16 protein-coding genes are annotated in these 22,853 nt (G+C 45.3%); 10 read left to right on the top strand and 6 right to left on the bottom strand.

What is annotated here, in order from left to right; genetic code table 11:
* Positions 1-604, bottom strand: a 604-nt coding sequence (locus AC6R0R_RS09015) for a CvfB family protein (RefSeq protein ID WP_500626450.1), incomplete at its 3' end; no start/stop codon positions are given.
* A gap of 87 nt (positions 605-691) precedes the next feature.
* Between AC6R0R_RS09015 and AC6R0R_RS09010 the strand changes: the two genes are divergently transcribed.
* On the top strand, positions 692-2,077 hold the full coding sequence (locus AC6R0R_RS09010) for a hypothetical protein (protein WP_500626451.1): 1,386 nt from the start codon (positions 692-694) through the stop codon (positions 2,075-2,077).
* Here AC6R0R_RS09010 and AC6R0R_RS09005 read toward each other — a convergent pair.
* Positions 2,046-2,525, bottom strand: a complete 480-nt coding sequence (locus AC6R0R_RS09005; protein ID WP_487902009.1) for a PaaI family thioesterase — start codon at positions 2,523-2,525, stop codon at positions 2,046-2,048. The genes AC6R0R_RS09010 and AC6R0R_RS09005 overlap by 32 nt on opposite strands.
* 113 nt (positions 2,526-2,638) lie before the next feature.
* On the bottom strand, positions 2,639-3,526 hold the full coding sequence (locus AC6R0R_RS09000) for a putative PEP-binding protein (protein WP_500626449.1): 888 nt from the start codon (positions 3,524-3,526) through the stop codon (positions 2,639-2,641).
* Positions 3,527-3,737: 211 nt separating this feature from the next.
* Between AC6R0R_RS09000 and AC6R0R_RS08995 the strand changes: the two genes are divergently transcribed.
* The gene (locus AC6R0R_RS08995) at positions 3,738-4,790 is read left to right on the top strand and encodes a 3-deoxy-7-phosphoheptulonate synthase (RefSeq protein ID WP_500626448.1); all 1,053 of its coding nucleotides are present in this window, start codon (positions 3,738-3,740) and stop codon (positions 4,788-4,790) included.
* Positions 4,791-4,814: 24 nt separating this feature from the next.
* Positions 4,815-5,300, top strand: a complete 486-nt coding sequence (locus tag AC6R0R_RS08990) for a YajQ family cyclic di-GMP-binding protein (protein ID WP_500626447.1) — start codon at positions 4,815-4,817, stop codon at positions 5,298-5,300.
* A gap of 96 nt (positions 5,301-5,396) precedes the next feature.
* Here AC6R0R_RS08990 and AC6R0R_RS08985 read toward each other — a convergent pair whose 3' ends face one another.
* Positions 5,397-6,344 (bottom strand): precorrin-2 dehydrogenase/sirohydrochlorin ferrochelatase family protein, encoded by a 948-nt coding sequence (locus tag AC6R0R_RS08985; protein WP_500626446.1) that lies wholly within the window; start codon positions 6,342-6,344, stop codon positions 5,397-5,399.
* A gap of 455 nt (positions 6,345-6,799) precedes the next feature.
* Here AC6R0R_RS08985 and AC6R0R_RS08980 point away from each other — a divergent pair, with 455 nt between their 5' ends.
* From AC6R0R_RS08980 to AC6R0R_RS08955, 6 genes are all read left to right on the top strand, one after another.
* The gene (locus tag AC6R0R_RS08980; protein WP_334555398.1) at positions 6,800-7,828 is read left to right on the top strand and encodes an amino acid ABC transporter substrate-binding protein; all 1,029 of its coding nucleotides are present in this window, start codon (positions 6,800-6,802) and stop codon (positions 7,826-7,828) included.
* A 78-nt stretch (positions 7,829-7,906) separates the two neighbouring features.
* Complete coding sequence (locus AC6R0R_RS08975) at positions 7,907-9,112, top strand: amino acid ABC transporter permease (RefSeq protein WP_500626445.1); 1,206 nt, start codon at positions 7,907-7,909, stop codon at positions 9,110-9,112.
* A gap of 1 nt (position 9,113) precedes the next feature.
* On the top strand, positions 9,114-10,211 hold the full coding sequence (locus tag AC6R0R_RS08970) for an amino acid ABC transporter permease (protein ID WP_500626444.1): 1,098 nt from the start codon (positions 9,114-9,116) through the stop codon (positions 10,209-10,211).
* 22 nt (positions 10,212-10,233) lie between these two features.
* Positions 10,234-10,983 (top strand): amino acid ABC transporter ATP-binding protein, encoded by a 750-nt coding sequence (locus tag AC6R0R_RS08965; protein ID WP_500626443.1) that lies wholly within the window; start codon positions 10,234-10,236, stop codon positions 10,981-10,983.
* A 188-nt stretch (positions 10,984-11,171) separates the two neighbouring features.
* Positions 11,172-11,834, top strand: a complete 663-nt coding sequence (locus AC6R0R_RS08960; RefSeq protein WP_334555402.1) for a Bax inhibitor-1/YccA family protein — start codon at positions 11,172-11,174, stop codon at positions 11,832-11,834.
* Positions 11,835-11,976: 142 nt separating this feature from the next.
* Complete coding sequence (locus tag AC6R0R_RS08955; protein ID WP_500626442.1) at positions 11,977-12,306, top strand: TusE/DsrC/DsvC family sulfur relay protein; 330 nt, start codon at positions 11,977-11,979, stop codon at positions 12,304-12,306.
* A 31-nt stretch (positions 12,307-12,337) separates the two neighbouring features.
* Here the strand turns inward: AC6R0R_RS08955 and yccX are convergent, their stop codons facing one another.
* The gene (gene yccX, locus AC6R0R_RS08950) at positions 12,338-12,610 is read right to left on the bottom strand and encodes an acylphosphatase (RefSeq protein ID WP_334555404.1); all 273 of its coding nucleotides are present in this window, start codon (positions 12,608-12,610) and stop codon (positions 12,338-12,340) included.
* 168 nt (positions 12,611-12,778) lie between these two features.
* Between yccX and AC6R0R_RS08945 the strand changes: the two genes are divergently transcribed.
* On the top strand, positions 12,779-13,972 hold the full coding sequence (locus tag AC6R0R_RS08945; RefSeq protein WP_500626441.1) for a class I SAM-dependent methyltransferase: 1,194 nt from the start codon (positions 12,779-12,781) through the stop codon (positions 13,970-13,972).
* Between the two features lie 110 nt (positions 13,973-14,082).
* On the opposite strand, the gene AC6R0R_RS08940 is transcribed toward AC6R0R_RS08945, so the two are convergent.
* Entirely contained in the window at positions 14,083-22,629 is an 8,547-nt protein-coding gene (locus AC6R0R_RS08940) for a tandem-95 repeat protein (protein WP_500626440.1), read from the bottom strand.
* Positions 22,630-22,853 lie beyond the last annotated feature (224 nt).

Here is a 22,853-nt window from a genome sequence, read left to right as displayed (position 1 = left end):
TTTTGCCATCTTCACGGATTGCTTTGATGTAGCCTTTAAGACGCTTACCAATAAAGAGTTTTCCAAACACGTCAGACTTAAAAATCATGCCCCAATGTTGGCCTTCAACGATCGCTTTAAAGCCTAAGTCACTGCGCTCTGCAATCAACAACTCGACTTGCTGGTTTTTGCTATAAGGCGCCGGCGTTTTATCCAGCAGCTTGTTGAATTTGGTGGTCCCGACAATGCGCCCAGATGCTTTGTCGGTATAAACGTATACCAACACAGTTTGACCTTCTCTAAAACGGGCACGCTGCTCACTGAAAGGGATCAACAGATCTTTGCCTTTAATTCCCCAATTAGCGAAAGCGCCGGTGCTGTTGACCCCTTGGATTTCCATCAGCCCCCACTGGCCCACTTCGGCAATCGGAGTTTCAGTCGTCGCCACCAACTGGTTGTCGGAATCAAAGTAGAGAAACGCATCAATAAATTGGCCCACTTCCGCGTCTTTTGGCGCAAAGCGATTTGGCAGCAAAGAGGTGCCGTACTCTCCAGCATCCAAAAATAGTCCAAAGTCGGCTTTTTTTACAATTTCTAAGTGGTTTACCTTACCAACGTTAATCATTTCAACGGTCTCTTGCTAAATTTGCGGCGATTATACCCAATCTCTGATATGCTTTCGCCAGCTAATTTGAACTTTATGGAGATTTTCTTGGTCACGGTAGACAAACAAGATGGCATCACTCTCAAAATTTCTCACGCAATGGCTTCGACCAAGAAGTCGGATCTCGACCTCTACTTTTTCATTCCCGGTGAGCTTGGCTTAAACGCTGACATCGTCAAAGAGAGTGAATTCTATTACGAGTCTCTGGCGCAAAAACGCGCTTATTTCAGTGACAAAACTCTGCTTCCGCTCGTGCACAGTCGACTTGCCAAACGAGGACGACTCTCTTCAACTCAGTACCGCGTCAGTTTAAGTTTGTTCGCCTACCAATATGTGATTGCGTTAGATAAAGCGGTCAGCGAATTGAACAAACACAACTCCGATTCCGTCACCACCGATGAAGTAGACGAAGTCATCGAACTCTCTCTCGATATTTTGAAAAAGCTGCGTCGGAGTATTCCTTATGAAGAGGGGCTGAAACGCTACTATGCCAACATCGATAACTACCTCTCTTGGTACACCGGGCAAAGGCTTATGTCATTGGTTGCCCACATGCCACGTGACAGTGAATACAAGAAGCTCAAAGAGCGATTGCTCACCATTGTTGAGAAAGAAGCCGCGCATCGAAAGCTCAACAACTACAACTCAGAAAGCGTGAGAGGCGATGTGACCCGCCTGAGTAACAAAATGCGGTTATTGAGGCGCTTGATAGAGCACCCCATCGTCCTGCAAGAGAAAACGCAATCATTGGGCAACAATCTAAAGCGAATTGTCAAAGGCAGTGCAACGGGGTTTGTGATGGTGTTTGTCACCATTACCGCGATTCTGGCTCGTGATTATTGGGGTGAGATCACCGCATCGTTCATCATTTTGATGTCATTTGTCTACGCGCTACGCGAGATATTTAAAGACGATCTGCGGGATGTCATGTGGCGGTGGATTCGACGCGGCCGACCTAAGTGGCGTAAAACCTACCTGGATCCGACAACCAAAAAGACCGTCGGGCAAAAACTCGAATGGCTTGATTATCTTGGGCTCGACAAACTTCCCGACCGCATCAAGTCGATTCGCAAAAAGCGCGTCGTCCAGCGGGAAGAACAAATTTTACACTATCGCTCAGAGACAGAAATGACCACATCAAAGTTTATGAGCGGTTATGAAGAAACGCGAGAAACCTTATTGCTCAGCATGCGACCGTTTACCCGTTTGATGGATAAGGGCTCAAACAAAATCTATACTCTGAACAACAGTCAGGTGAGCCGCGAATCCGTTGAAAAACGTCACCTGATCAACTTGATTGTCAAAGAAGACAATCACGACGGAAACCCAAACTATTACCGTTGGAAAATCGTGCTCAACCGCAGCAAAATCGTTGCGATTGAGCAAATTGAGGTGGATGACTTCACTCACCCCTTCGCTTTAGTGACAGAGTAAGTAAAAATTCCGCCATCGGCTCATCGCCATGTAGGCTTGGGCAGAGGGCGGTAATTTTCACCGCTTGGTTGACACGCTCTCCGGTCGCGAACGTCTCATCAAGCATCTTGTCAATCAGCTCCCCATCGTCACAGACAAAGTGGACATCCGCCTCAGGTCGCTTTAAGAATTGCCCTTCCACCGCTTTAAAAGCCAAAGACACCTGCTTGCCTCGCGCCTGAGCTTTACTCATCGCCATGAAACCGCCTGCGACGTCTGCACCAACCGCCAAGACACCAAAATACATACTGCCGAGATGATTTTTAGTCCGTCTTTTTAGTGGAATTTTTACCTCTACGCGCTGCTCATCCAGTTGGAGAATTTTAGGTCGACAGAGCCAAATTAGGGGGACTTTGAGAAAGCCAAAGTAATTGAGGTAAAAGTTCGCTTTAGTAAGAGGGCTTAACATAGACTGGTCCGACTAGTGGATTTAGAACCAGTTGAATATGGAAGGTGTGCAATGTCAACATTTTGTTAACATTGCACTTTCAGATAGTGAGATAACTCAGATTACTTAGTCAGTTACACCGTCACAACAAGTTCGACGTGTTCACGTTCGACCAAATACTCTTGGATTTTTGCGTAGTTCAAGAGGCCACTGCTGGTTAGGATTACCGGCTTATTGACGCTCTCTGCCGCTTTGGTCGTCATGTCAATCAGTTGTAGCACCGCTTCACTTTGTGGTTCAAACAAATAGTGTAGTGTCTCGTCTAGACGATCGATACCCAGCGTATATTGGGTTAGGTTTTCCAAATTAATCACGACGCCATCAAAATAGTGCAATAGACGCTCGGCCATCAGCGCAGAAGACGGTACATCGACAGTATAAAGCACCTTGAGCCCGTTAAGGCCGCGCGGCAGTCCTTGCTCGGCAAGCAAATCGATGATCTTCGCGGCATCAGATAAAGCACGAACAAACGGCACCACAATCTCAACCTGATGACCTTGCGCTCTTAATGCTTTGATCACATCGCACTCTAGGACAAAACTGGCGCTAAACTCTGGCTGGGCATAGCGAGACACGCCACGCATACCGAGTGCTGGATTCACCACCTCAGGCTCCACATCACCACCCAATAGCGAACGCATTGCATGGCTGTCCGCATTACTTAGCGATACACGCACAACTTTGTGCTCAGGGGAGATGGCGTCAGAGATGATTGAGACCAAGGTAGAAACAAAGTGCGTCTTGAGATCTTGTTCACCCAACATCGCATCGATAGAACTACGTTGTAGTGGATCGAGCGGCGATGTGGCTGACTCAAAGCTAGGATGGTAAAAAATGTGCTCTAGGATGAGCTCAGATAAGGAAACAAAGAGGTGTTGTCCACCTTGTTGACCGTCGACCTCAGGTAGGGCGTCGCCACTACTCAATGCAGAATGCAAATTGCTTGAACCGGATAAACTCATTACTGCTCCGTACTTAGATTATTATTGTGATATTTGAAACATACCGACTCGCGCCAGTGAAGACAAGGGCAAAACAGAATTTAAAACTAACATTTTTGAATAGTTTTTCAGATTTACGCTTCGCACTGGAAGAGTTTCAGGATAAGTAGTTTATTACTTGATTCGTTTCCGTTATCTTTAGCGCTTCGCAATAAAAAGAACAGGCTCTGGTATGCCATTAAAAACCGATGAATTAAGAACGCAGCCTTTAGGCCCTATGCCAACTCCGGCAGAACTTGGAAGCGCCCACCCGATTACTGATGATGTCGCCGAGCGTATTGCTGTTTCGCGCCGTCAAATTGAGCAAATTCTCACTGGCGAAGACTCTCGCCTACTCGTAATTGTTGGCCCGTGCTCGGTACACGACACAGAGGCGGCGATCGACTACGCACAGCGTCTCTCTGCGATTCAAGCGCAATATAAAGACGAGCTTTTTATCGTCATGCGCACCTATTTTGAGAAACCGCGCACCGTCGTAGGCTGGAAAGGCTTAATTACAGACCCTAACCTAGATGGTTCGTACGCGCTGGAAACCGGTCTTAACAAAGCGCGTAAACTCCTGCTCGATATCAATAAGCTTGGTTTGGCGACCGCCACTGAGTTCCTGGATATGATCACCGGCCAGTACATCGCTGACTTAATCACTTGGGGTGCGATTGGCGCACGCACGACAGAGTCACAAATTCACCGTGAAATGGCGTCTGCTCTTTCTTGCCCTGTCGGTTTCAAAAACGGCACCAACGGCAATGTTAAAATTGCCATTGATGCGATCCGTGCCTCTATGGCCTCGCACTACTTCTACTCGCCAGACAAAAATGGACGCATGACGGTTTATCGTACTAGCGGTAACCCATACGGCCATATCATTCTTCGCGGTGGTGACACAGGGCCGAACTTTGATGCGGCATCGGTCGCGCAAGCTTGCGAGCAACTCGCTCAATTTGATTTACCGCAGCGTCTTGTGGTCGACTTCAGCCATGCCAACTGTGAAAAGCAGCATCGCAAACAGCTGGATGTGGCAAAGGACATCTGTGAGCAGATCCGTTCAGGAAAGCATCAGATTGCCGGTATTATGGCCGAAAGTTTTATTGTCGAAGGCAACCAATCCATGTGTGACCTCAACAATCTCACTTATGGTCAATCCATCACCGATCCATGCTTAGGTTGGGATGACACTGTGCAGATGCTAGACATGCTCGCTGACGCTGTGAAAGCGCGACCTTAATCAACGACTATTTCGGAGTACATTATGCCCTCTTTTGACATTATCTCAGAAATCGACGCGGTTGAATTGCGCAACGCCGTCGACAACGCATCACGTGAACTATCGACTCGCTTCGACTTTCGTGGCGTTGAGGCGACGTTTGAACTGCAAAAAGACGAATCCGTGAAACTGAATGCCGAAGGTGAATTCCAGCTCAAGCAAATGCGTGACATTTTACGCTCTAACCTCACTAAGCGTGGCGTAGACGTCAATGCAATGGAAGCGAAGCCCGAGGAGGCCTCCGGTCGCAACTGGCACCAAGTCGTCATTTTTAAGCAAGGCATTGAAACGCCAGTTGCGAAGAAAATTGTCAAGCACATCAAGGACTCTAAGATCAAAGTCCAAACCTCTATTCAAGGTGAAAAAGTGCGCGTGACTGGTAAAAAACGCGATGATTTACAAGCAACGATGGCACTGATCCGCGAAGCAGAACTCGGCCAACCTTTCCAGTTTGAAAACTTTCGTGACTAACCGATTAACGAAGCCATGCTCACATAGCAGTGAGTCATTCGCACAAACCCGCTGAACAGCGGGTTTGTTTTTTTCTAAACAGACAAAACGCAAGGGTTAGCGCTTTGCTGCGATCGTGGCTTGTTTAATCGTTAAATCATTACCCTGTAACAACTTGGTGTCACTTGCCCCGGCCTCAACCAAGACAACCACTTTAAGCCCTTCCTGTTTGGCAGACATCAAGTACTGAGCAAGGTCGGCGCTACTTTCAAAAGGCGTGCGCTCAGCATCGCGGCGAACCAAATCGACAAACGCGAAAGGACAGTTCTCACTATGAAGTACGAGTTCCGCCTCTTGCATGATTTTCAGCGCTTTTAGCGACAACAACTCGACATCTTCACCACATTCAACCCAGACAGTCGAAGCGGGTTTGGTGATACCTTCACTGAGTAAGGCTTGATAGTGCGTTTCGAGCTCATCAAGACTGGTCATCTCTTGCACATTTGAGTTGGCAAAGAACGCTTCCCAAAAAGTTCGCCTTTCATCAACGCTGGCGAGATGTTGCTTAATATCATTGCGCTTTGAGGCTGCAAAGTCAGCTTGCAGTGATAAGTTGTGAGGTAATATCGACTCGAGTTTTTCGCGGATATTTCTCACCAACACTGGGGAAGCGCCACCACTAGAGATGGCGATCTGAATTCGACCACGATTCACAATCGAGGGGGTAATGAAATCGCAATAAGGTTGGTCATCCACGACATTGACGAGCAGGCGTTTCTTTTTCGCATCGAAATGAACCTGGTGATTTAACTCAGGATTGTCTGTGGTTGCCCATACTTGAACGTAATGTTGGTCTAACAGCTCACTCGAATAGAAACTTTGTATCCAGCGACAACATTCCTGCTCCACCAAGCGTGCTAAATAGGGCTCAATCTTGGGTGACACAATGGTCACATCGGCGCCAGCTCTCACTAAGCTGTCCACTTTTCGACTGGCGACCTCGCCCCCTCCCACCACAAGAACTGGCTGGTGATTGAGGTTTATAAACAGCGGAAAATACTGCATTTCAATCCTTGGTAAACCATTTGTACTAGCTGACGATACTACCAAAAATGGGGCATCGTGTTCACCCCACCCTAACAATTAAAATAATATTACTCTGAATTTAACTTCGATCGCAGTCATTCATACCAATTTAGCATCTTGGCAACAATTGATAGTCTGATCATTTAGAATTATTAACTATCACATTCTGACGCACCAATCTGATCCCTAGTTGCACTATTTACATTCAGATAACATTTCGCCATTCTAATCATTGTTGAGGTTTGTGATTTCATTCAAAAATTCTTTTAAATTATGAAGTTGAGAATTTCGAGATCCTTACCTACGCTTATAAACGATTGATTTGGTTACCAGTGGTGCAATCAGCTCAGTCAATAAATATTAAGACACAACATATTTCACTCGTTTTTTCAGGTTCCACCTGACTTAACATGGATCATACAGGAAGGATACAAATGGCACATAAACTAACAGTTCTTGCTTCTGTCGTAGCTGCATCTACTGCTTTGATGTCTACAAGCGCATCTGCAGCTGATAGCACGTTGGATAAAGTGACTAAACAAGATTTTATTACTTGTGGTGTAAGTACTGGTCTACCGGGCTTCTCAAACCCTAACTCGAAGGGCGAATGGGAAGGCATCGACGTGGAATACTGTCAAGCACTTGCTGCAGCTGTACTGGGTGACAAAACAAAAGTTAAATACGTTCCGCTTACTGCTAAAGAGCGTTTCACTGCACTTCAATCCGGTGAAATCGATGTACTGTCACGTAATACAACGTGGACATTGCACCGTGATACCGCACTTGGTCTTAACTTTGTTGGCGTAAACTACTACGACGGCCAAGGCTTTATGGTCAAAAAAGACCTAGGTCTTACGAGCGCTAAAGAGCTTGACGGCGCATCAGTATGTGTTCAGTCAGGAACTACTACCGAACTTAACCTAGCGGACTACTTCCGCAACAATGGCATGTCATACAAGCCAGTGGTATTTGATACCGCAGCTCAGACCTCAAAAGGTTTCGATGCAGGCCGTTGTGACGTGCTAACAACTGACCAATCTGGTCTGTACGCACTTCGTCTAAACCTACAAGACCCAAGCTCAGCGCAGGTTCTACCAGAAATCATTTCTAAAGAGCCTCTAGGCCCTGTGGTTCGTCAAGGTGATGATCAGTGGTTTAACATTGCGAAATGGACACTGTCTGCAATGGTCAACGCAGAAGAGTACGGCATTACATCTAAGAACGCAGATGAAATGCTGAAGTCTGAAGATCCAAACATCAAACGTATTCTTGGTGTTGACGGTCCTAAAGGTAAAGGCCTAGGTATCCGTGATGATTGGGGTTACCAAGTCATCAAGCAAGTGGGTAACTACGGCGAGAGCTTTGAGCGTACCGTAGGTACAGGATCTCCACTACAGATCTCTCGTGGTGTGAACGCTCTGTGGAATGCAGGCGGCTTTATGTACGCTCCACCAATCCGTTAATCGCAGTACATAACAACAAGCAAAGAAAGGGCGGTCTCCCCGCCCTTTTATTAAAAATGGATTTGAGGTTATAGCTGTATGAAACCTACTGATACTGTTGCTGGTAAGTCAGGTAGTGCGCCTGCTTCCAATGCAAACCTTCTCTACAATCCCACTTTTCGATCGGTCGTCTTCCAAATCATTGCGATAGTCGCCTTGGTCTTTTTCTTTTACACAATAGTCAATAATGCCTTAACGAACCTCGGAGCTAGGGGCATTGCCACTGGTTTTGATTTCCTCGGACAAGAAGCGGGCTTTGGGATTGGCCTCACCCTTGTTGAATATGATGAAACCTTCTCTTATGGAAGAACCTTTTTAGTTGGCTTACTGAACACCGCATTGGTCTCTTTCTTAGGGATCATTCTTGCGACTGTGATTGGTTTTGCCATGGGTATCGCACGTCTCTCCAGTAACTGGTTGGTCAGTCGACTTGCGGCAGTCTATATCGAAATTTTCCGTAACGTCCCCCTGTTACTGCAAATTTTCTTTTGGTATTTCGCCGTTCTGCAAGCACTGCCTTCAGCGCGCCAGAGCCTAAGCTTAGGGGAAGCCATTTTCCTTAACGTTCGCGGTCTGTATTTTCCAGCACCTGTTTTCGGTGAAGGGTCATCTATCGTGGTCGCTGCCTTTGTGTTCGGCGTAGTCGCGACGCTATTTGTTGCCATTTGGGCCAAAAATAAACAAAAGCTCACCGGACAGCAAACCCCAGTTGGGCGAATCGCGTTAGGGTTAATCGTTGCGTTGCCCGTTGTGACCTACTTTGTGATGGGTTCTCCTATTCACGCGGAATACCCTGAACTGAAGGGCTTTAACTTCCGTGGTGGCATCAGCATCATCCCTGAACTTGCAGCACTTCTGCTTGCGTTGAGTATTTATACCGCGTCCTTTATTGCAGAAATTGTACGTTCCGGTATCAACGCGGTGAACCACGGTCAGACGGAAGCGGCCATGTCGCTAGGTTTACCTCGCTCACGTACGTTGAAGCTCGTCGTGATTCCACAGGCGCTGCGTATCATTATTCCTCCGCTCACAAGTCAATACTTAAACCTGACTAAAAACTCATCGCTAGCAATGGCGATTGGTTACCCTGATTTGGTTTCAGTATTTGCAGGTACAACGCTTAACCAGACCGGTCAGGCGATTGAGATTATCGCGATGACCATGGGCGTATACCTGACTCTCAGCTTGCTCACGTCAGCACTGATGAACTTGTACAACAAAAAAGTCGCTTTGGTGGAGAGATAGAATGAAAGTACATCAATTTCAACCTAGCCTACCGCCACCGGCAAATACTGTGGGTGTGATGGGATGGCTGCGTAAGAACTTATTTAACGGCCCGGTCAACTCCGTGGTTACCGTCATACTTGCCTATGTCGCCTTCAGCTTGATCTGGAACATCGTCGATTGGGCACTGATTAACGCTGATTGGGTTGGCACAACTCGTGACGCTTGTAGTCGAGATGGTGCATGTTGGGTATTTATCAGCGTACGCTGGGAACAGTTTATGTATGGTTTCTACCCGCAAGAAGAGCTTTGGCGCCCTCGCCTGTTCTACTTCACGCTAGCAGTGTTTACTGTGTTGCTCGCCTACGAGAAGACACCTAAACGTACTTGGCTATGGCTGTTCTTTGTTAACGTCTACCCGTTTTTAATTGCAGGACTTCTTTATGGTGGATTCTTCGGCCTGGAAGTCGTTGAGACACACAAATGGGGCGGACTTCTGGTCACATTGATCATCGCTCTGGTCGGTATCGTCGTCTCACTTCCAATTGGTGTTGCTCTTGCACTCGGAAGACGCTCAGATATGCCGATTATTCGCAGCATCTGTACCGTTTACATCGAAGTATGGCGTGGTGTGCCGCTCATCACTGTTCTATTTATGGCGTCGGTAATGCTGCCATTGTTCCTGTCGGAAGGTTCGGAGACAGACAAATTGCTACGCGCTTTGATTGGTGTGGTGATGTTTAGTTCTGCCTACATGGCTGAGGTTATCCGTGGTGGTTTACAAGCCATTCCAAAAGGCCAGTATGAAGCAGCGGATGCGCTTGGCTTAAGCTACTGGAAAAAGACAGGACTGATCATATTGCCTCAGGCACTTAAGATCACCATTCCTTCTATCGTGAACACCTTTATTGGCCTCTTCAAAGACACCAGTCTTGTATTGATTATCGGTATGTTTGACGTACTCGGTATTGGCCAAGCCGCAAACACTGACCCCGAGTGGTTAGGTTTTGCTACGGAAAGTTATGTTTTTGTCGCGTTAGTGTTCTGGGTATTTTGTTTCGGCATGTCGAGATATTCGATTTGGCTAGAGAACAAACTCCATACCGGTCACAAACGATAATTTATAAGCTCAAGGACGTATTATGACGCAACAACAAGATTACATGATCCAACTTAAGGATATGAACAAGTGGTATGGTGAGTTTCATGTACTGAAAAACATCAACCTTAATGTCAAAAAAGGCGAGAAAATCGTTATTTGTGGCCCGTCAGGTTCTGGCAAGTCCACGATGATTCGCTGTATTAACCGCTTAGAAGAGCACCAGAAAGGACAAATCATCGTTTCTGGTAACGAGCTTACAGAAGACCTCAAGAACATTGAGGCAGTTAGACGCGAAGTCGGCATGTGTTTTCAACACTTCAACCTCTTCCCTCACCTCACTGTGCTAGAAAACTGTACGCTCGCACCGATTTGGGTTAAGAAGATGCCAAAAGAAGAAGCGGAAGCCGTCGCGATGAAGTACCTTGAACGCGTGAAGATTCCTGATCAAGCAGATAAATACCCAGGTCAGCTCTCTGGTGGTCAGCAGCAGCGCGTTGCGATTGCTCGCTCGTTGTGTATGAGCCCGCAAGTGATGCTGTTTGACGAACCGACGTCGGCACTCGACCCAGAAATGGTGCGAGAAGTGTTGGATGTTATGGTTGAACTGGCCGGTGAAGGGATGACCATGCTTTGTGTTACCCACGAAATGGGGTTTGCGAAAGAGGTCGCCGATCGGGTCATCTTTATGGATGCAGGTGAAATCATCGAAGAAAACAATCCTGTTGATTTCTTTGAAAATCCGCAGTCTGATCGCACACAAAACTTCCTAGCACAAATTCTCCATCATTGATTGATGGATAAGCAAAGGGCGACTTCGGTCGCCCTTTTTTGATTGTTATATTGTGTTACATCTTTCAAAATACTTAAGTTTCTATTTCTATTATTATTTTACTAACGACTAGACTCGTTGGGGCTTGATCTTTTTACTGATAAGCCTCATATATGTCGGTATAAACATAAAACTTCACGAGGAAGATTATGAACAGTCCTATGTTTACCCGCACTTCTACACAAGAAAGTGCTCTACAAACCAATAAGGTGTTGCGTAATACCTACGCACTCCTTTCTATGACCCTGCTTTGGTCAGCGGTCGTGGCTGGTGTGTCTATGGCGATGAATCTACCTCGCCCTGGCCTTATCATTATGCTGGTCGGCTTCTACGGTCTGCTATTCCTAACGGAGAAAAACCGCAACAACAGCATGGGCTTGGTATTTACATTCCTATTCACTGGCTTCCTAGGGTACACACTCGGTCCGATTCTCAACGCTTATGTTGGCGCAGGCATGGGTGATGTTATCGTTACCGCATTAGGTGGTACTGCACTGGCATTTCTTGGCGCTTCTGCTTACGCACTGACTACTAAGCGTGACCTTTCTTTCCTAGGTGGCGTGCTTATGGCTGGCTTTGTTGTCTTGCTTATCGGCATGGTGGCGAACATCTTCCTGCAAATGCCGATGTTGTACCTCGCAATGAGCGGTATGTTTGTCCTCTTCTCTACCGGTGTGATTTTGCTAACGACGCAGCAAATCGTTCGTGGTGGTGAGACAAACTACATCTCAGCAACAGTGAGCTTGTACGTTTCTATCTACAACCTCTTCATCAGCCTTTTGAGCATTCTAGGTGTGATGAACGACGATTAATCGTCTCGCAATAGCAACATCGTTTAGAGCCCCGACATTATGTTGGGGCTTTTTGTTATGACCGCCCCGCGAAGTGTTAGGATTGTGTCATGTGCAAAGCTACGCTAACCTATAGCCGTTTTGAATCCAGCAAGGTAATAAGATGTTCGAATACAAGGGCAAAACGATTGAGACTGACGCACAAGGTTACCTCAAAGATCATAAGGATTGGGAGGAAGCGATGATCCCCACCTTGGCTGAAATGGAAGGAATAGAACTGACCGATGCCCACCTTGAAGTGATCTTATTTGTGCGTCACTTCTATGAAGAGTTTAATACGTCGCCTGCGGTCAGAATGCTCGTCAAAGCGATGGAAAAAGCACATGGTCCAGAGAAAGGAAACAGTAAATACCTGTTTAAGCTGTTTAAACAAGGCCCAGCCAAACAAGCGACAAAATTAGCCGGATTACCCAAGCCAGCGAAATGCCTATAGCCACCTGCTTAGTACGTAGTCATGGATGGCATCAGAGAATTTCAAACCCTTTAAAGTCTCGATAGGTTAACGGTTCCGAAATCATTGACTCCACATGTGACGTTTTGGGACCGTGCGTTAGCCAAGAGGCCATCTGTTCAATGGCCTCTTCCTCACCACACACGACCACTTCAACATCACCGTTGTTCAAATTCTTCGCATAGCCGGCCAGCCCTAGAGTCATTCCTTGATAAGAGGTGTGATAGCGAAAACCTACCCCTTGAACTGTCCCCGATACGATAAACCGCTTGCATTGCTGCGCCATAATATCATCCTCTTAATGCCTCTTACTCGTCAGTATGAACCAAAGTCAACCATTTGGGATTGAACTCGCTCCCAACAGCAAACATCCAATAGAAGGGGTTTTATTTGATTTTCCCGGTGACATCCTCGAAAATACCCGACCTTTGTTCCCAAACTAATGAGCACAGTAATGACAGCAGCGATTTACCTTGTGAAAGGCCGTGATAAATCACTAAAACGTAAGCACCCTTGGATTTTCTCGCGCGGTATTGAGAGAGTCGAAGGCAAACCCCAGCTCGGTGAAACGGTGGATGTCTATGCCCAAAATGGCCAATGGTTGGCGAAAGCCGCCTATTCTCCAAATTCTCAAATTCGTGCTCGAGTTTGGTCTTTTGAACAACAGCCCATTGACCACGCCTTTTTTGTCAAGCGTATTCAAGATGCACAATTGCTCCGCCAAGATATCATCGAACGTGACGGGTTAACGGGTTACCGTCTGATCGCGGCTGAATCTGATGGCTTACCCGGGGTTACTATCGATAAATACCAGAACTATTTGGTCTGTCAGCTATTAAGTGCCGGTGCCGAATATCAGAAATCGTTGCTTGTCTCTGCGCTCACTGAAGTCTTTCCTGATTGCCATATCTACGAACGATCAGATGTTGCGGTGCGTAAAAAAGAAGGATTAGAGGAAACAACCGGAGTTCTTCATGGTGAATTACCCCCACCATCAGTTGTCATTGAAGAAAACGAGGTCAAAATCAGCGTAGACATTGTTAACGGCCACAAAACCGGTTTCTACCTCGACCAACGTGATAGCCGACAGCAAGCCACCAAATACGTTAAAGACAAAGAGGTCCTTAACTGTTTCTCCTACACTGGTGGCTTTGGTCTTTATGCACTCAAAGGTGGTGCAAAACGCGTTATCAATGCAGATGTTTCTCAGCCAGCACTCGATAGTGCCAAGTTTAATGCCGAGCTAAACGAGTTTGATATCTCTAAGAAACGCGCGGTATTTCTTAATGCAGACGTGTTCAAGCTATTGCGTGAATACCGAGATCAAGGCACTCAATTTGATGTCGTCATCATGGACCCGCCAAAGTTTGTCTCAAGCAAGAACAATTTAACCTCCGGTGCGAATGGTTACAAAGACATCAATATGCTCGCGATGCAAATTTTAAAGCCTGGCGGCACACTACTCACCTACTCCTGTTCAGGCCTTATGAGTGGTGAATTATTCCAGAAAGTCATTGCTGACGCCGCTATCGATTCCGGTCGCCAAGTGAAGTTTGTTGAACGCTTTGAACAAGCGGCCGACCACCCTACTGATAGCGCTTATCCAGAAGGTTTCTATCTGAAAGGGTTTGCGTGTAAGGTGCTATAACACTAAAAATAAACCGCTTCGGGATGACCAAAGCGGTTTCTCACTGAAATTGGTGAATTTCAGATAGCACAAAACAGCCGGAGTCACTTCTGACTCCGGCTGTTTTTATTTTAGAGCTTTAAATGTTCAAGGCTGTCCATCAGGCTACTGGTGATATCAGATGCAGAGGCTCCATCGAAATCAATGGTTAAGGTATTCCCTGCTTTCTCAATCGTCATAGTAGAGGATTGCTCATCTCCCGTAACAGACACTTTCACTGTCGAGGTTTCGCCAACTTGTGCAGTACCAAATTCACTTAGTTCACTTAGTAACTCGTCAATATCCGTTGACGATACATCGGCAAATAGGTCAGCCAAATCGAGCGCATCACCTTCGGCGCGACTGAAGTCGGTCACTCTGTCGTGAGCAGTCTCCATTTCAACCCATTTAAAGATATCTGCACCTTCACCACCGGTGAGGATGTCGTCACCTAATCCGCCAATGAGTGTGTCGTCTCCACCTTGTCCATACAAAATGTCACTACCCATCCCACCGTCAAGCGTGTCACTTTGTCCAAGTACACTATTGCTATCATCAAGTGTTTCTTCAAATAGCTTATATGTATCATGGTTTAAAACGATAAATTGTTGCAACTCTTCATCGCTTGGTTCAGAACCATTTTCCAGCGTCAAGAACTGTTTCAGTCCATCTAACCCTAGACTTTTTTCATTTGGACTGCCCACTTGCTCCCAAGGTAAGTAATGTGTGTTTATTGCATCACCAAATAGGATGTCATCACCCCGACCACCAAGAATATAGTCACTATCCATCTCTCTATAAGTTGTGTGCGAGATTTCCCCTTCTAACGCAGCTACGAGTTGATTTCCAGAGGTGACCACTTCTACTTGACCTAGCGGTACTTGAGTGCGTTCAACAATAGAAATGGTCGCATCCAACTTAACTCCATCCAGATCACCGTTCCCTTTACTACCGTTATCCAGATATAAAGCTAGTCTGTACGTACCGGCGTCTGTTATCTCAATCGAATTATCAAGTGTACTACGAACGGGGCCAACGCTTGTTTCCCACTTATCTCCAGTTAACTTTTCAATACTCCAATGGAAGGTATCATTGTTTCCAAAGTGTTTAATGATCGAAAAATCAAGCGCCACAGATGCAGACTGATTGATATTTATACTAAATTCATTTCCGTTGACAGTCTTAGCATCATCTCTTCCACTAACAACGATGTCTATAGTTTGATCCACTATAGAAGAAACATGACTGATATCAGTGTATTCCGAGTCCACGATGTTAGTGTTGTCAAACATACGAAGAACATGTGTTTCATTACTATCAGTCGCAATACCTATCGCCTTTACTTTACTGATAGCTGTAAGTTCGTTGTAAGCAGCGAGTGCTTTACTTAGATCTGCGTTGTCAGTTGAACCACCCGAACTGCTAGAATCGCCAGTATAGGTAGTCGGCTTACCGTCTGTCACAAACAAGGTCAGATTGTCTGCATCAGAACTCGAATCACTCAAACTATCAAACCAGTTTTTCGCTGAATCAAATGCCGCTTCGTAGTTAGTCGCACCATCAGCAGACAAAAGATTTATTGCCGCCTCTAACGCACTCCAATTGTTATCTTGAATGTCAGAAATACTAACAGCGGCATTTGCTGAAGAAGAAAAGCCGATAAGGGCAATGTTAATCGTGCCTGAATGCGTATCCAACCCTTCAACAAAACTCATCAACGCCGCTTTCATCACACCAAGTCGAGTGCTGCCATCAAATCCTTCCTTCATGCTGCCTGAAACATCAGCCAAGATCGCAATGTTGTAATTCTTCGCTGGCGTAATAGTTATATCTATCCCACCAACATCACCAATAATTACATCATCAGCACTATCGCCGAGTAACTGTTGTTCTGGCGAGGTGTCGACAATGAATTTATCCGTGGCAAAAGTAGCAAACTCAGAATCGGATCCAGTAGCTTGGCTGCTATTGTGATCTTGAGCTACGGCATTAGCTGTCACCGTAAAGTCCAAGCTACCCGTATAGTTAGGGGTAACTTTTAATTGAGCATTATCGATGGTTGTACTGAAATTATTGTCCTTGTTAAGGTCAACCGTAATGTTGAACGTCTGTAAACCATTGTTCTCTGTCACTGGGTCAACTTTAACGCCTCCAATATACAATTCCACACCGACTGGTATACCCGTGAGTTCGACTCGGTTATCAACTAGGTGCTCAGAACCGTCTTTGTCCTGCAATTCTACGTCCAACGTCAATTGGATCATGCTGCTTTTTACAACATTTAACGCACCAGTTTCATTGTCTAACTCTACGATTGCATCAGCAAATATAAGCCGTTCAATTTGATATAAATTATCTGTGTTATTTGGTCCGTATTCAGGAGTATCCCTATTAAAAGTGTCTCTAATTTCCCAGTCACGTAGTGTGGTGGTATTACCCACAAACGTTATCTCGTAGTCACTGAAGTTACCAACATAGACGGCTGTGTCAGTCGCATTATCTAAGGATCCAGTCCCCCCTGTCAGATTATCTGCACCTTGTTTACCGACAAAGATATCAGAACCGTTTCCTCCTAGATTCGTAAGGGCATCTCCAATTAGATGGTCACCTTGCCCTGCATCTAAACCAATTATCAGATCATTACCTTCACCGCCAATCGTTTGACCATTGACCGTATTTAAAATACCGGAAATACCTAGCTCTTCTAGTTCTGACTGGGATAGCTGAGTATTCGACTGTGCGTTAACAAGCTTACTATGCAGTTCAGAGCTCAGTGAGACGTTACTAACAATAGTATTTAAGCTTACTGTTACAATAGGAGCATCTGCCACTGGAGTAATATCAACCGTTAGCGTATGACTACTCGTTTGACCATCTATGGTCACTTCAAACCCAACGCGAGCGTAATCACCATGTGTGTTGCCAACTAGAGTGTCATCAAAGCCATTAAAGCCAGACTCGTGCTCAAGCGCTTTGAAACCGATGATGCCGGATTCAATAAGCGCACTGGTTACTTGGCTACTGTTGATTGGTTGCCAGTCAGGGTCATAACTAGTACCTACATTCTTAAAGAAGACATTATCCGGTGAAGACGTAATTTTTAGTCCATCGCCCGATTGGATACCAAAGTCATTTAATGACAATAGCAACACTGTGTCCTCTGCTCCCTCTACTTGATTGTCCAAGGTACCATCAGGGTTGAAATCAATGACTTTGATTGTCGTTTCTGCAACGGCTGAAATCTGACCTTTATCATCCGTTACTGTCACTTCAATAACACGATCTGTGTTGTCTGGGTCATCACTGGTATTGCTGAATTTAATGACTTTAAGTGCCGCTACAAACTCATCTGCTGATAAGGTACCACCGATTTTTTCCTTAATGACAAGTAAGCCAGTAGTAGGGTCATTAGTAACAGAGAACATGCTTCTATCTACTAACGAATCATCTAACTGGTCTCCAGTTTGACCCTTGGTGAGTTTGATTGACATTGAAGAGATAAGATTATGGTCATCAAAAATGTCAGCATCGACATCGGCAATAGTGACCGCATCTTTTCCTTCAATGTAGGTGGTCGAGTAATCAATACCATCATCAATCGGACGGATCGCAATAACCAAATCGTTGTAGTCTGTATCACCACTGTTGACCGGCAAATCTTCAATCTTAATTTCTGACTTATCGTCAGAAATCTGGAACTGTAATTTATGGGAGTCAACATGGCTAAAGTAGGCCGTTTGGCTACTTTCATTACCATTGATAAACAGTTTTCCTTGCTCATCAACCGTCAAGAGATCATTTGGCTTAACGGCATTAGCTCCGTTAGACAAAAGGAAAAACTCCACATTATCTAGAGAGTTAAGTACCGCCAGCGCTTGTTTATCTACAACACTGTGGGTATTGCTAATAAGAACGTTGAGCTCAGCAGTCCCTGTGTTGCTGTCCCAGATATAGTAGCCGAACACGTTGCTATGACCCGCACTTTCCGAAACCATATCGATCTGATATTGAGTACCGTTTAGATCAACTTCTGGTCGATCGTCATTTAAAATATCCCCAGATGCAGCTACACCGCCAACCTCAATGTTATAGGTTTCTTTAGGCTCAACCACACCATCTAGTAGAGTTGGAATGACGATATCGAAAGATTTTACATTCGGCGGCACAAACAATTCGCCAGTATAGTCATTGTATGTGACACCGTTGGTAAAGGTGGCATTACTTAAATCAACATCTTGATTGTCTGCGTCACCTACTTGGTTAGGTTTGACACCAAACTCAACCGCAAGCAATTGAGAAAGCACAGAGCTACCAGATAAATTCACGGTAAAGCTTAATGATTCACCTTCACTGACTTGTTCAACGTTAACATCGATAGAGTCAACACTGACTACTGGCACGTCTGGATTGACGATAATCGTAATGTTCGCCGTATCTGTGCCACCATTACCATCTGAAATAGTGTACTCAAATGTCTCTTCACCACTGAAATTATTATCAAAGTCAAAGACAACATACTCACCATCAATAGAGGCTTTATTATCTCCCAATCCAGTAATTGTAATTTCGTCACCATCTAGGTCGAAATCATTAGATAAAATCTCTGAAAGTGGAATACGGATTTCCCCTTCGCTTTGATTCACCGCATAAGCGCCTGTGCCTGTTGCTTCAAAGCCAACTAGGAAGTAATCTGATGAGTCGGTACTTTTCGCTTCGCCCTCGACAAAATCAGTCGCTTCAAACACCACTGTATCGAACGCAACATCAAGGTCATAACTAAATGAACCTGTATGTCCTGAATCAAGGCTAAACACACCACTTTGCACTGGCTTACCATCTAGGTAGGCAGTCCACATACCTTGCTCTCCTGCTGCACCTTCACCAGAAACAAGATGAGATACCGCGAAGGAGAAGCTTGTCGCTGGTTTAGGCAAACTGATAGCAATCTTCTCAGACTCACCAGTTGCACGGTTGTACTGTAACTGAGCCGCCGGACCACCGTTAATGTTGCCTTCTACGCCTAACTCGTAGCCATCGGTTACGGTCAGTTCTTTAATTGTGTTTGTATTTTGGCTGAAATCACCAGACTTGCCGACATAACCAGAAACGGTAACCCCTTCAAAATCCCAAGTGTTGCGTTCTTCTGCGAATATCCCTAACTGAACTGTGTATGTTTGCGGATCATCATTCGCATCAGGGGCATTGTTAATCGTAACGGTTGACTCTTCACTGTAGTTTTTATCGGAGTCTATCGCTCGATAATCAAACGAATCATCAGAACGGGTATCAATATAACGAAGTTCCCAGTTGCCGTTGCCCTCGGTAGACAAGCCTACTGATTGGATCATAGCGCCATCTGGCAGCGGGAAAGAGTCTGAAGGTATAGTCACTTCGTGGAACAAGTCTGTATTGCCACTGGTGTCTTTTTGGTACTCAAATGGGGAATTGTGGGCGTTATTATCAGCATCCACCCAAGTCACCAGAATCGTCACTTTCGATTCATTGCCGTTATTTAGGTTCTTATCGAAGTAGCCACCAAGACCATCTAAGCCAAGTGTGATGCTGTCAGTTGGGCGGCTATCAAAGTTAACCGTAATTGTCTCGCCTTGCTGAATGCCATTACCTTGACCAACACCGATACCGTAGCCAACGTGATTTGCGTTTTCGTTGTATTGAACAAGGTCGTCGTCACCTTGTCCCTCTTTACTTGCTGTAACGGTTACCACATCCCCATCGGCTAGCGTGAGTTTACGAACAGATGGGTCATCTGTTGCTTCACCCCAATTGTGGAAGTTGTTTTTCGAAGGAGAATGACTATCGACATCTTGCTCGTCTTTAACGCCAAGTAGGAACCCTTCACTGTTTTCGCTGCGGATGTACTCAATCAAGTTAGGATCTTCGAACACCTTACCTTCTTTGAGCAAGTTGCCGTTTTCGTCAAAGACAGCAAGGTCGTCCTTAGTAATTACATCATCACCGTATTTTAATACACCGTGATCCGGCAGCTCAGTAATGACGACACCAACGTTTGTATCCGCATTGTTGTCATTGTCGTCTTCATTGTCGGATATATGATCTGAGCCATCACCTTCAATGCTGCCATTGCCGTCATTGAAAATAACTTTAGCCGTCCCAGACTCACCCACGTTGATAGAGAAGTCTTCCGACTCTGGTGGGTTGTCTTTACTATCATCAATTGCAACATCTCTGTTCGCCGATGAAGTATCTAGTTGTTCGAAAACATCTTTATCATCATGTTTTACCGATACGACACTAACGTTGAACTGTTGGCCTTGTTCGTACTCGTTATCTTGTACTGTTTCAATGTTAAAGTTGGCAGTTTTGGAACCAGCAGCGATTTCAACTTCAATGACTTCAACAATATCCTGGTTACCGGCATTGGTGTAAGTGTATTCAAGAGTAATCACACTCTTCTCAGGTACCGCTTCACTTAGAGTGATGGTAAATGGTGTCGTAATGTCACCTTCCATTACCGTACTTGGGCCTTCTAAGGTAACCGTAACTGTATCTTTTTGTGTGGTGACTGTCTCATCAATAATCTTCGCTTCAGCTGAATCATTTCCTGGTACTTCAACGTACTCACTGCTAGAAGACACTTTAAGGGTAACGGTCTCTTCTCCTTCTAGAAGACTATCGTCAATCACTTTGACGAACACTTCGATACTATCTTTTCCTTGTTCGATAACAAGAGCAGCAAGCTCATCGGCTGTTAGAGCTTTATAAACATCTCCGTCTTTTACATAAATCTTATCTTCGTAATCAATACCTTTTGTCGCCGTATCGCCTGTGGCGCCAAGGGTAAGATCAAGACCGACATTCTCAGAAACAAACTCATCTAGATTAATTTCGAATGATAAGTAGGACTCATCACCTTCAGTCACTGGTTGGCCTGCCGTCACTGCCAGCTCAGCAACAGGTAAAACATCTACATTTACAGTGATAGTGTCTGTACCACCATTGCCATCTGAGACGGTAATCACAAATGAGTCTTTACCATCAAACTCTGGGTCTGGTGTGTAAGTCCAATTGCCATCAGCATCAATGTCCACTTTACCATTGCTTGGTTTGTCAGCGGTGTAGGTAAGGTCATCCCCATCAGCATCAGTCGCTTTCACTTTGCCCGATACGGAGGTATCTTCTTTGGTAGAAGTGCTGATCGTTTCATCGTCACCCAATGGTAGTTCTTTATCATCAACTAACTCAGGTGCATCATTAATTGGTTTTACGTTAATGGTGACGATGGCGGTATCTGTGCCACCTTTGCGATCAGAAATTTCGTATTCAAATGTCGTTACACCATTAAAGTTTTCAGCGGGTTCAAAAACCACCTTGCCATCAACAATTTCAACCTTACCGTGACTAGGATCCGTCATCGAAACCGATGTAATTGTTATATCATCACCATCGATATCAAAATCGTTAGCAAGAAGTTGAGAATGTGGAATCTCAAGAGTTGTATCTTCGTCTGTTGTTAGGTCGACGAGAATTTCTTGTAGCTTGATATTATCAAGGTAAGTGCCACTGTTATCGCCTTTACCACCAACTTCGACGAAGCTTATCGTGTTGTCACCTAACGCACCAGTCACCTCAAAGGTATGCGTTTCCATCGAATTACCGTCAGGCGTGATAGTTGCAATAACAACGCCATTCCAGACTACTTGCAATTGCGCAGTGTGGTTGTTCCCTTTAGCCGCGATGTCGAGTGAGATTTGGTAAGGTTTACCTTCTTCAACACCTTCGACGGTCTGGGACAATGTAACATTGTCACCTCTACTTCCTTCACCTTCCATATCGATGAAGTGGTCAAGGTCGGTCTCTACTCGATTATAACCATCGTCAACCAAATCCAATTCACCAGAGTTGGCATCAAATACCCAACCCTCTAGGCTGCTTGCTCTATCGCCCCAACCAGGTGCACTGTTGCTACTGGTGAAATCTTCGAAACTACCGTTAACAATCAAGTTGTCTCCAAGAGTATGAACGTCGTCAGTAGCTACTGGAGGATCGTTAACTGGAGTGACATTGATAAACACGGTTGCTGTAGATCTTTCGCCACTAGTATCCGCGATAACATAATCGTAACTGGCAACACCATTGAAGTCTTTAGCTGGAGTGAACACTATTTCGCCATCAATGAGTTCAACTGTTCCGTTTCCATCGACCCTGTTTACGACGTCTACAATAGATAGCTCATCACCATCTGGATCGGTATCATTAGCCAGCAGGTCTTCAGGCGTAAAGCGAATTTCTGTGTCTTCTTGAGTTTGGTAACCAGAGGTGTTTTCTACTGAGATATTATCGATGTATGCACCGAAGGTATTGTCACTACCCGTGCCAGTAAAAGACAGAGTGGTAGTAGAGTCAGACACAGTTTCATCAAAGGCTATGGTATACCAACCATTACTTGGATCTTGTGTAACAGTGAGACCCTCGACTTGATCGCCATTACCAGAAGTAACAACAATATTTCCGTTTGTATCCGAGACAACAACGACAGTGGTATCACCAAACGTCGCGGTAAGGCCACTGTCTCCTTCATAGCTTGGTCGCGGTTTATAATCAAATGTGACCGTATGTGTAGAGCCTTCTTTAGTGTCTAAATCTCTTGAAATACTCACTAGCTCATGACCATCAAGCTCCGCATGAGCATTACCATCCGACGCGAAAGAGCCGCCAACGTTGCCTGTTTGGATCTCTAACTCTGCTTTATCGCCATCTGAGTTAGTAATTGTCCATCCGTTGTAGTCAGCAAACGTATCCCATTTACCGTTTACTAAACCACTTTCTTCGAACGATTCATGGAATATGAGGCCTTTGCCATAGTCATTTACAGCAGTAGGGG

The organism is Vibrio sp. R12-SW3-ISO1 (assembly GCF_059834005.1).
The sequence above is the reverse complement of the archived record's forward strand: the minus strand, read 5'-3'. Positions and strand labels throughout refer to the sequence as shown.